The following is a 9,533-nucleotide window of genomic DNA, read 5'->3' on the forward strand; positions in this document are numbered from 1 at the left end:
AGCCACAACAGTGCTCAAGGGGTTTTCTATTTATCCGGAATTCACTCCTGGCGCAATGACAATCCCGCGTATTCGACGCGGTCCTCATCCAGCAGCGCAACCTGCTCGACACCAAATTCGAGCAGCTCACGCCAGTTCTCGCCGAGCCAGGACTCCGCGTCCGCCTGGCTCGGAAAAACCTCTCGCGGCAAAGGGCGGTCCGTTACCTCACCACCATTTGCATTTTCATAACGCCACCGCCATGTCATGCCATACGCTCCTTTTCCGCGGGTTCGCCGGCGCACCTTCCGACGGCACTGGAACCCTACTCCCGAGCTTGGAGGTCAATCGATGCTGCGCGCGTACCGTGTTGCGGCAGGAGCCGCCCTCGGGGCGGCCGCCTTCCTCTCCCTCCCCTCCTCCGCCCTCGCCGCACCCTCGGCCTTGTCCGCCCTCGCCGCGCCCTCGATCGATCCTCACGGCCCCCTGCCCGGCGCGGCCGACCCCCATGCCACGCGGTTGTGGAGCGTCTGGCAGAGCGACGGCACGGCCTGGCTGGCGACCGCGGCCGGGGATACGCCGGCGGACGGCTCGGTCATCGGCTGGCGTTTCTCCGCGGCGCCGGACGGAGCGGCGAGCGAGTCTCCCGGCGGGGACCTGCCGGCGTTCGAGACCGTGTGCGGCAAGGATCCGGCGGCGTCCGGGCACAAGCGGGTGGCGGTGGTGGTGGACTTCGGCGACGGCGACACCGACGCCTACCCCGGAGACCAGCCGCCCGCCCAGGGGACGCTCAAGTGCGTGGCCGGGGCCAAGGACGCCACCGCGGCGCAACTCCTTGCCACGGCGGCCAAGGTGCGGGTGAACGGCCAGGGCGACGTCGTGGCCGTCAACGACTATCCGGCCAAGGAGAAGGACGGCACCCAGCTGGCCTCCGCCGCCCCTGCCCCGGACGGCGGGGGCGGGCTCCCGGTCGGGCTGATCGCGGGTGGTGCGGGCGTCCTCGCCCTGATCGCCGGCGGCGCCGTCGTCGCCACCCGCCGCCGTGCCAAGCCCTCCGTCCCGGCGGGCCGGTAGCCGGACGGTCCGGATTCTGGAGCCCTCTGTACGCTCGGCGCGGTGAAGGTCTTTCTCTCCGGTACGGCGGGCGGCTCGGGCCGCCCCGAGCCCGGCTGCCGGTGCGTCTCCTGCGCCGGGCTGCCGCCGGGGCATCGCCGCCCGTTCGAGCTGGTCGTGGACGGCACGGTCCGGTTTCCGTTCGCCGAGGTGCCGCACGGGTACCGGGTCTGCGCCGGCGGCCTCGGACTGGTCGGCCCGGACGGCGCGGCGCTGCTGTGCGTGCCACCGGGCCGGGAGCTGCCGCCAGGCCTGGCCGCGGCCGTGCCCGCGCGGTACGGCGTGGTGCTGATCGACGTGCTGGACCGGCCGGAGCGGCTCGGCGAGCTCAGGCGGGCCGGGCTCGTGGACGAGGCGACGCGGGTGGTGGCGATCGGGCTGGATCATCGGGTCCGGCCGGAGGACCTGGACAGGCGGCTGCGGTTGTGGGGCGCGGTGGCCCTGCCGGATGGAACGACCCTGGAGGTCCCTGACGCAACGCCGCCGAAGGCCCAGGACGGGCCGGTGCGGCGGGCGCTGCTGCTGGGCGGGGCGCGGTCGGGGAAGTCGGCGGAGGCCGAGTCGCGGCTGGCCACGGAGCCCTACGTGACCTACGTGGCGACCGGGCCCAGCGGGGCGGGCGACGGCGAGTGGGCCGCGCGGGTGCGGGCGCACCGGTCACGGCGGCCCGCGCACTGGGACACCGTCGAGACCACCGACCTGGCCACCACGATCGCGAACGCCACCACACCGCTGCTGATCGACGGGCTGGGTACCTGGCTGGCGGCGGTGTTCGACGAACATGGCGCATGGGAGGGCGACCGCGCGCCGGTCGAGGTCCGGTGCGACGAGCTGGTGGCTGCGTGGCGGCAGGCGCCTGAGCCGATCGTGGCGGTCTCCGACGAGGTGGGGCTGGGGGTGGTGCCCGCGACGGCCAGCGGGCGCCTGTTCAGGGACACGCTCGGCCGGCTCAACGAGCGCCTCGCCGCCGAGTCCGAGTACGTGGCGCTGCTGGTCGCGGGACGGCTCCTGGAGCTGTGACCGCCGGGCCGGTCAGAAGCGCCGTTACGGGCGGACGGCGCGGGCGTACCAGCGGCCGTCGAGCCGGTCCACGTTCAGGGGGCGGCCGAAGCAGTCGGAGAGGTTGGCCGGGGTGAGCACGTCCGTGATCGGCCCGGCGGCCAGCACCCGGGCGTCGCGCATGAGCATGGCGTGCGTGGTCGTCGCCGGCACCTCCTCCAGGTGGTGCGTCACCGTCACGGTGGTGAGTACCGGCCTGGTCGCCGCCAGGTCCTCGACCGCGGTGATGAGGTCTTCGCGCGCCGGCAGGTCCAGCCCCGCGAACGGCTCGTCGAGCAGCAGCACCGCCGGGTCCGCCATGAGCGCCCTGGCGACGCGGATCCTGGCCCGCTCGCCCTGCGAGCACACCCGGAACGGCCGGTCCGCCAGGTCCTTGCACCCCAAGTCGGCCAGGAGGCGGTGGGCCCGGTCCCGCTCGCCGTCGCCGTACTTGTCCCACAGCGGAACGCTCGTCCCCGTGTGCCCGGTGAGCACCACGGTGTGCGCGGTCGCGCCTTCCTCTTCCATGAGCTCCTCGTCGATGAGCCGCTGGCTGGAGGCGACCAGGCCGATGTGGCGGCGCAGCTCCCGCACGTCGACCCGCCCGAGCCGGTGACCGAGCACCTTGACCATGCCCTCGCTGGGATGCCGTACGGCCCCCGCCAGCGACAGGAGCGTCGTCTTGCCCGCGCCGTTGGGGCCGAGGATCACCCAGTGATCGCCGTAGTCCACCTGCCAATCGACCGCGTCCAGCAGCGACTTGCCGACAACCCGGACACCTACGCCTTCGAGTTCAACCACGTGCATCCCGCCACACTAGTGGCCCTACGATCGTCGGATATGCGGCTGATGCACGGGTTGCGGTTCGCGGTGGGGACGCTCAGCGTCTTCCCCGTACGGGTCGAACGCGCGGACCGGGAGGTCGCGGGGCGGGCGATGACGCTGGCGCCCCTCGTCGGGCTGACGCTCGGCGCGGTCGCCGGGCTTCCCCTGGGCCTGCCCGCGCCCGCGTTGCTGGGGGCGGCACTGGCGATCGGGCTGCTGGCCGTGCTGACCCGGGGCCTGCACCTCGACGGGCTGGCCGATCTGGCCGACGGGCTGGGCAGCGGCAAGCCCGCCGATCAGGCGCTCGACATCATGAAAAAGTCGGACATCGGGCCGTTCGGTGTGATGGCTCTGGTGTTCACGCTGCTCGTCCAGGTGGCGGCGCTGGCGGAGGCCGGGTTCGCGGCTCTGGTCACGGCCTGCGTGGCCGGGCGGCTGGCCCTGACGTGGGCCTGCCGCGCGAGCGTCCCCGCCGCCCGGACGGACGGCCTTGGGGCGACGGTCGCCGGCACGGTACGCCCTTCCGCGCCCTGGCTCGTCACCCTCGCCGCGCTGCTCGCCTCGGCCGCCTTCGGCCTGTCCGCCGACTGCCGCGTCTGGGACGGCGGACCGGCGGCCCTGGCCCGAGAGGCGGCCGCGTGGTACGCCGGGTCGGACGCTCGGGACCTTCCTCCCGGCCTGAGGTACGGTGACGCCGCCATCTACGTCGAGCCGATCGAGATCGACGAGCCGCCGGCGCTCGGTGGCATGGCGTCCTCGTCCTCGCTGCCGCCGGGCAAGGCCGGGCTGGGACTGCCCGCCTTCCTCGCGCTGCCGCTGGGCCTGCTGACCGGGCTCGCGGCCGCCCTGCTGCTCCTGCGGCGCACCACGAGGCGCCTCGGCGGCATCACCGGCGACGTCCTCGGCGCCCTGGTGGAGACGGCCACGGCCGCCACGCTGGTGGCCTGCGCGCTCCTCGGCTGACAGGCCACGGCCGAACGGGCTCGGTCAGGCGGCGGGCTCGGTCAGGCGGCGGGCTCGGCGACCGGCTGCGGAGGGCGTACAGGGAAAAAGCGGAGCAGGGCCGCACCGACCACTGCGAGCAGGACCCACCCCACCAACCCGGTCACCCCGGTCAGCACCTCGTTCGGCGGGGCGGCGGCGTCGCCGAGCAGGATGGCAGCCGGGGCCACCGCGTTGAGCGAGCCGTGCGCCACGACGGCGGGCCACACGCTCCCTGTCCGCAGCCGCAACCACCCGAGCAGCACCCCCGCCAGCACGCAGAACCCGATGAAGAACAGCGCCGCCCACGACCCGAGCCGCGGATAGTTGTAGCCGAGCAGCGTGAGCGGCGCGTGCCAGAGGCCCCACACGGCGCCGGAGAGCAGCAGCCCGGCGAAGACGCCGTTCTTGGACACGAGCCGGGGCAGCAGCCAGCCGCGCCAGCCCCACTCCTCCCCCAGCGCCGGGATCGCGTTCAGCGCGGGACCGGCGAGCACCGCCAGCACGACCTGGATCGCGGCCACCGAGCCGAGGTCGGCGGGCACCTGCGCGCCGCGCCCCTCCAGCGCCGCCCTGAGCAGGCTGAGCCCGCCGAGGTCCAGCGAGACCAGCCCGACCGCGGCGCTGAGCCCCATCGCGAGGAACACCAGCAGGGGGACGCCGAACCAGGCGGCGAGCACCATCGCACCCGTGCGGCCCTTGCGCTCGCCGAGCGTCAGGCCGGTCTGCCTGGCCCACTCCTTGAACGGCGTGCGCGAGACCGCCCACACCCCGAGCACTCCCACCGTGGGCGTGAACATCATCAGCGTGGCCAGCCCGGCCAGCAGCGGCGACGCGAGCCCGCCGGCGAACCAGATGGGCAGCACCGCCGCCCAGGACAGCCCGAAGGCCAGGACGATGAAGATGAGCAGAGGTCTTTTCATGATTCCACTCGCTCGTTGATGAGGGCGTTGATGAGGGAGGCGCCGCGCGCGGCGTCGTCGATGCTGATCGCCAGCTGCCCGCCGCTACGGTAGCCGAGCACCAGGCATTCGCCGCCGCGCAGCATGATGGTGACACCTCCTGGCAGGCCGCGTATGCCCCATCCGCCGACTCGGCTCGGATGGCGGACCTCCGCCCAGGCCGACTCGATCTTGGAGAGCGGGATCCTGCGCGCCGGCCAGCCCAATGGCCCGAACTGGATGACGACCCGGTCGTCCCCGGCCCGTACGGACACCGACGAGATCAGGACCCCGACTGCCAGCACGAGGACGAGCACGGGCAGGATCAGGGCCGCCGGTTTACCCGGCACGACGCCCGCGAGGGAGAACACCGCCAGCACGGCCAGCCCGGCCGCCATGACGGCGTTGAACAGGGTCAGCCAGGGATTGGCGACGTGACCGACCCAGACGGTCCGCTGCCCCGCCCTGAGCCGCAGCAGCGGCGGCCGCGTGCCGGCGGGCACGGGCTCGTCGGGCGCTCCCCTGCCCAGATAGCCGGCGGCCACGGCGGCGGCCAGCGCGACGCCGATGACCGCGAGGACGGCCCAGCCCGGCAGCCGCGCCGCGCGCCAGTCCGGCGCGCCCAGGTTGGCCAGCACGGTGGTGACGTTCATGCCGAACGCGAACACGCCCGTAGCGAACAACACGCCCCACCAGAACATCCGGCCCTGCCTGTGGGTCAAGGCGCGCGCCCGCGCCACGACCAGGCCGAGCCACGGCACCGCCCAGACCAGCACCACCATCACCACGTACACGGTGAACGGCATCGAGCCGTCGGGCCGGTCACCCGGCCCCCAGTGCGTGGCCAGCGGGTCAGGCAGCCGGTCCCGCACGGACAGGGGCAGCAGGATCTGCCCGGCGAGGACGAGCAGTCCCCACGCGGCGGCGGCTACTCGAGCGGTCATGGCAGCTCCTCCAAGATGGCGATGAGGTCGTCGCGGCCGTAGCCGTGCTTCCTGGCCTCCTCCAACAGCTCGCGCGCCCGCTGCACGAGCAGGGCGCGGCCGCCGGCCAGGCCTGCGACGCTGACGCCGCGTCCGCGCCTGAACTCCAGCAGTCCTTCGTCGCGCAGGTCGCGCAGCGCCCGGAGCACGGTGTTGGGGTTGATGCCGAGCGCCTGGGCCAGGTCGCGGGCGGGCGGCAGGCGGTCTCCCGGCGCGTAGGAGCCGTCCCCGATGGCGCGCCGGATCGCGCCGGCCACCTGCTCGTGCAGGGGCCGCGCGTCGTTGAGATCGAGCGTCAGCAGCATGGTGCTAATGACACTAGCACCATGTCTTGGAAAACGCCACCGAGGATTTGTAGGATGAACCCCTGTTTGTGAGTACGCAGAAACCCTGGATAGCATCGGTTTACGTGACCACTGTGCGGCTGAACTCAGCAGATCCCGTCTCCCTGGACACCGACGCGTTGATCGTCGGCTTCATGTCGAGCGCGGAAGGCCCCAAGCCCGCCACGGGCGCCGCGTCCCTGGACGCGGCCTTCGGCGGCAAGCTGGCCGCCTCGCTCGGCGCTGTCGCCTTCTCCGGGAAGGCCGGGGAGCTGGCCAAGCTGCCCACGTTCGGCGCCATCGCCGCCCCGCTGCTGGTCGCGGTCGGGCTCGGCGACTCCTACGACGCCGAAGGCCTGCGCCGCGCCGCCGGCGCGGCCGTGCGGTCCCTCGCGGGCACCCCGCGCGCCGCGCTCGCCCTGCCCGCGGGCTCCCCCGAGGAGGCCGAGGCGGTCGCGCTCGGCGGCCTGCTCGGCGCCTACTCCTTCTCCCGTTACCGCACGAACGGCGAGCAGAAGGCGCCGGTGGCCGAGCTGACCGTGATCTCCGGGCAGCCCGAGGACGTCGCCAGGCGCGCGGGCGTGCTGGCCGAGTCCGTCGCGCTGGTCCGCGACCTGGTCAACATGCCGCCTTCGGACCTGTGGCCGGCCAAGTTCGCCGAGGTCGCCGAACAGACAGGCGGCAAGGCCGGGCTCAGCGTCGAGGTGCTCGACGACAAGCAGCTCAAGGACGGCGGCTACGGCGGCCTCGTCGGCGTCGGCCAGGGCTCGGCCAACCCGCCGCGCCTGGTCCGCCTCTCCTACGGCCACCCGGAGGCCGGCAAGACGCTCGCCTTCGTGGGCAAGGGCATCACGTTCGACTCGGGTGGCCTGTCGCTCAAGCCGTCCAACGCGATGGACTGGATGAAGTCGGACATGGGCGGCGCGGGCGCGGTGCTCGGCGCCATGATCGGCATCGCCAGGCTCGGCCTGCCGGTCAACGCCGTCGGCTACCTGTGCCTGGCGGAAAACCTGCCGAGCGGCACCGCGCAGCGCCCCTCCGACGTCATCCACAGCTACAGCGGCAAGACGGTCGAGGTGCTCGACACCGACGCCGAGGGCAGGCTGGTGCTCATGGACGGCATCGCCCGGGCCGCCGAGGACAACCCCGACGTGATCGTCGACGTGGCCACGCTGACCGGCGCACAGATCGTCTCGCTCGGCTGGCGCATCTCCGGCGTCATGGCCAACGACGACGCGCTCAGGGAGCTGGTCGTCGAGGCCGCGGGCGCGGCCGGCGAGGGCGCCTGGGGCATGCCGCTGCCGGAGGAGCTGCGCAAGGGTTTGGACTCTCCGATCGCCGACATCGCCAACCTCCATCCCGAGCGGTGGGGCGGCATGCTGGCGGCGGGCATCTTCCTGAAGGAGTTCGTGCCCGATGGGGTGCGCTGGGCTCACATCGACATGGCCGGGCCCGCCTTCAACAAGGGCGAACCGTACGGCTACACGCCGAAGGGCGGGACGGGCGCCATCACCCGCACCCTCATCGGACTCGCCGAGCGGCACGCGAGCATCTGAAACAAATGAAAAGATGGCGGCATCACGAACACCCCGACAAGGAGCCTTCCTGTGGCCTATGACATCGTCGTCCTAGGGGGCGGCAGCGGCGGTTACGCCTGCGCGCTTCGGGCGGCTGAGCTGGGCAAGTCGGTCGCTCTGATCGAAAAGGACAAGATCGGCGGCACCTGCCTCCACAGGGGATGCATCCCCACGAAGGCTCTGCTGCACTCGGCCGAGGTCGCCGACGAGACCCGCGAGAGCGAGGCGTTCGGCGTCAAGGCCCGCTTCGACGGCATCGACGTGCAGGGCGTGCACGCGTTCAAGGACAAGATCGTCACGCGTGCCTGGAAGGGCGTGCAGGGCCTGCTCAAGGGCGCGGGCGTGACGATCGTCGAGGGCGAGGGCCGGCTGGTCGGCGCCAACAGGGTCCAGGTGGGCCAGGACGTCTACGAGGGCCGCAACATCGTGCTGGCCACCGGCTCGGCGCCCAAGTCGCTGCCCGGCCTGGAGATCGACGGCGAGCGCGTCATCACCAGCGAGCACACCTTGAAGATGGACCGCGTCCCCACCTCGGTGATCGTGCTGGGCGGCGGCGTGATCGGTGTCGAGCTGGCCAGCGTCTACCGCTCGTTCGGCGCCGAGGTCACGATCGTCGAGGCGCTGCCGCACCTGCTGCCGACCGAGGAGGAGTCCAGCTCCAAGCTGCTCGAGCGGGCCTTCCGCCGCCGCGGCATCAAATACGAGCTGGGCGTCTTCTTCGACAGCGCCAAGACCACCGAGACGGGCGTCGTCGTCACCCTGGCCAGCGGCAAGACCCTCGACGCCGAGCTGCTGCTGGTGGCGGTCGGCCGGGGCGCGGTCTCCTCGGGCATGGGCTTCGAGGAGCAGGGCATCGCCGTAGAGCGCGGTGCCGTCGTGGTCGACGAGCACTGCCGCACCTCCGTGCCGGGGATCTACGCCATCGGCGACCTGATCCCGACCCTGCAGCTGGCCCACGCCGGGTTCGCTGAGGGGATCCTGGTCGCCGAGCACATCGCCGGGCTCAACCCGCCGGCCATCGACTACGCGGGCGTGCCGCGCATCACCTACTCCGACCCTGAGGTCGCCTCGGTGGGGCTCACCTCGAAGCAGGCGGCCGAGCGCGGCATCGAGATCGTCGAACAGGTCTACGACCTCGCCGGAAACCCCAAGAGCCAGATCCTCGGCACCTCTGGTGCGGTGAAGGTCATCGCCGAGAAGGGCGGCCGCGTCGTCGGTGTCCACATGGTGGGCCGGCGCATCGGCGAGCTCGTCACGGAGGGCCAGCTGATCTACAACTGGGAGGCGCTGCCCACAGAGGTCGCCCAGCTCATCCACGCACACCCGACCCAGTCCGAGGCCATGGGTGAGGCGATGCTGGCCCTGGCCGGCAAGCCGTTGCACGTACACAACTAGTCCAAGCCCTCGAGATCAGAACGCGAGAGAAGAATAACGATGCCGGTCTCCGTACAGATGCCCCAGCTCGGCGAGAGCGTGACCGAGGGCACCGTAACCCGTTGGCTGAAGAAGGAGGGCGAGCGCGTCGAGGCTGACGAGCCGCTCCTCGAAGTGTCGACCGACAAGGTCGACACCGAGATCCCGTCGCCGTCCGCGGGTGTGCTCACCAAGATCGTCGTGGCCGAGGACGAGACGGTCGAGGTCGGGGCCGAGCTCGCCGTCATCGACGAGAACGCCCAGCCCGGCGCGGCCGCGCCGGCTCCGGAGGCGGCGGCCCCCGCTCAGGCGCCTGCTCCGGAGCCCGAGCCCGAGCCGGAGCCCGCCCCCGCGCCGGCC

Annotated in this window: 11 protein-coding genes; 6 read left to right on the forward strand and 5 right to left on the reverse strand. The window is 72.5% G+C overall.

Annotated features, from left to right (window positions below):
- Nucleotides 1-41: 41 nt before the first annotated feature.
- Nucleotides 42-248, reverse strand: coding sequence for a hypothetical protein (locus ETD86_RS49715; protein ID WP_138673605.1), 207 nt, complete (start codon nucleotides 246-248; stop codon nucleotides 42-44).
- An 82-nt stretch (nucleotides 249-330) separates the two neighbouring features.
- On the opposite strand from ETD86_RS49715, the gene ETD86_RS49720 reads away from it, so the two are divergent.
- Together ETD86_RS49720 and ETD86_RS49725 are read left to right on the forward strand one after the other, a co-directional pair.
- Nucleotides 331-1,053, forward strand: coding sequence for an SCO2322 family protein (locus ETD86_RS49720; RefSeq protein ID WP_138673606.1), 723 nt, complete (start codon nucleotides 331-333; stop codon nucleotides 1,051-1,053).
- Between the two features lie 42 nt (nucleotides 1,054-1,095).
- Entirely contained in the window at nucleotides 1,096-2,112 is a 1,017-nt protein-coding gene (locus tag ETD86_RS49725) for a bifunctional adenosylcobinamide kinase/adenosylcobinamide-phosphate guanylyltransferase (protein WP_138673607.1), read from the forward strand.
- 24 nt (nucleotides 2,113-2,136) lie between these two features.
- On the opposite strand, the gene ETD86_RS49730 is transcribed toward ETD86_RS49725, so the two are convergent.
- Nucleotides 2,137-2,937 (reverse strand): ABC transporter ATP-binding protein, encoded by an 801-nt coding sequence (locus tag ETD86_RS49730; RefSeq protein ID WP_138673608.1) that lies wholly within the window; start codon nucleotides 2,935-2,937, stop codon nucleotides 2,137-2,139.
- Nucleotides 2,938-2,970: 33 nt separating this feature from the next.
- On the opposite strand from ETD86_RS49730, the gene ETD86_RS49735 reads away from it, so the two are divergent.
- Complete coding sequence (locus ETD86_RS49735; RefSeq protein ID WP_138673609.1) at nucleotides 2,971-3,918, forward strand: adenosylcobinamide-GDP ribazoletransferase; 948 nt, start codon at nucleotides 2,971-2,973, stop codon at nucleotides 3,916-3,918.
- A 41-nt stretch (nucleotides 3,919-3,959) separates the two neighbouring features.
- Here the strand turns inward: ETD86_RS49735 and ETD86_RS49740 are convergent, their stop codons facing one another.
- From ETD86_RS49740 to ETD86_RS49750, 3 genes are read right to left on the reverse strand one after another with little or no spacing between them, the layout of a single operon-like run.
- Nucleotides 3,960-4,859, reverse strand: coding sequence for a CPBP family intramembrane glutamic endopeptidase (locus ETD86_RS49740; protein WP_138673610.1), 900 nt, complete (start codon nucleotides 4,857-4,859; stop codon nucleotides 3,960-3,962).
- Nucleotides 4,856-5,821: an SdpI family protein gene (locus ETD86_RS49745; protein ID WP_138673611.1), complete on the reverse strand. Its 966-nt coding sequence runs from the start codon at nucleotides 5,819-5,821 to the stop codon at nucleotides 4,856-4,858. The genes ETD86_RS49740 and ETD86_RS49745 overlap by 4 nt, the downstream gene beginning before the upstream one ends.
- The gene (locus tag ETD86_RS49750) at nucleotides 5,818-6,165 is read right to left on the reverse strand and encodes a GntR family transcriptional regulator (RefSeq protein ID WP_138673612.1); all 348 of its coding nucleotides are present in this window, start codon (nucleotides 6,163-6,165) and stop codon (nucleotides 5,818-5,820) included. The genes ETD86_RS49745 and ETD86_RS49750 overlap by 4 nt, the downstream gene beginning before the upstream one ends.
- A gap of 104 nt (nucleotides 6,166-6,269) precedes the next feature.
- Between ETD86_RS49750 and ETD86_RS49755 the strand changes: the two genes are divergently transcribed.
- The 3 genes from ETD86_RS49755 to ETD86_RS49765 form a co-directional block, all read left to right on the forward strand.
- On the forward strand, nucleotides 6,270-7,739 hold the full coding sequence (locus tag ETD86_RS49755) for a leucyl aminopeptidase (RefSeq protein ID WP_138673613.1): 1,470 nt from the start codon (nucleotides 6,270-6,272) through the stop codon (nucleotides 7,737-7,739).
- Between the two features lie 51 nt (nucleotides 7,740-7,790).
- Nucleotides 7,791-9,155, forward strand: coding sequence for a dihydrolipoyl dehydrogenase (gene lpdA, locus ETD86_RS49760; protein ID WP_138673614.1), 1,365 nt, complete (start codon nucleotides 7,791-7,793; stop codon nucleotides 9,153-9,155).
- 39 nt (nucleotides 9,156-9,194) lie between these two features.
- Nucleotides 9,195-9,533, forward strand: a 339-nt coding sequence (locus ETD86_RS49765; protein WP_342779360.1) for a biotin/lipoyl-containing protein, incomplete at its 3' end; no start/stop codon positions are given.

Source organism: Nonomuraea turkmeniaca, from assembly GCF_005889735.1.
In the GTDB taxonomy this organism is placed as follows: Bacteria; Actinomycetota; Actinomycetes; order Streptosporangiales; family Streptosporangiaceae; genus Nonomuraea; species Nonomuraea turkmeniaca.

Bases quoted from the DNA above. Each gene is read 5' to 3' on its own strand.
- ETD86_RS49745 (WP_138673611.1), bottom strand. From the start codon at position 5,821: ATGACCGCTCGAGTAGCCGCCGCCGCGTGGGGACTGCTCGTCCTCGCC.
- ETD86_RS49750 (WP_138673612.1), bottom strand. From the start codon at position 6,165: ATGCTGCTGACGCTCGATCTCAACGACGCGCGGCCCCTGCACGAGCAG.
- ETD86_RS49730 (WP_138673608.1), bottom strand. From the start codon at position 2,937: ATGCACGTGGTTGAACTCGAAGGCGTAGGTGTCCGGGTTGTCGGCAAG.
- ETD86_RS49740 (WP_138673610.1), bottom strand. From the start codon at position 4,859: ATGAAAAGACCTCTGCTCATCTTCATCGTCCTGGCCTTCGGGCTGTCC.
- ETD86_RS49715 (WP_138673605.1), bottom strand. From the start codon at position 248: ATGACATGGCGGTGGCGTTATGAAAATGCAAATGGTGGTGAGGTAACG.
- ETD86_RS49735 (WP_138673609.1), top strand. From the start codon at position 2,971: ATGCGGCTGATGCACGGGTTGCGGTTCGCGGTGGGGACGCTCAGCGTC.
- ETD86_RS49720 (WP_138673606.1), top strand. From the start codon at position 331: ATGCTGCGCGCGTACCGTGTTGCGGCAGGAGCCGCCCTCGGGGCGGCC.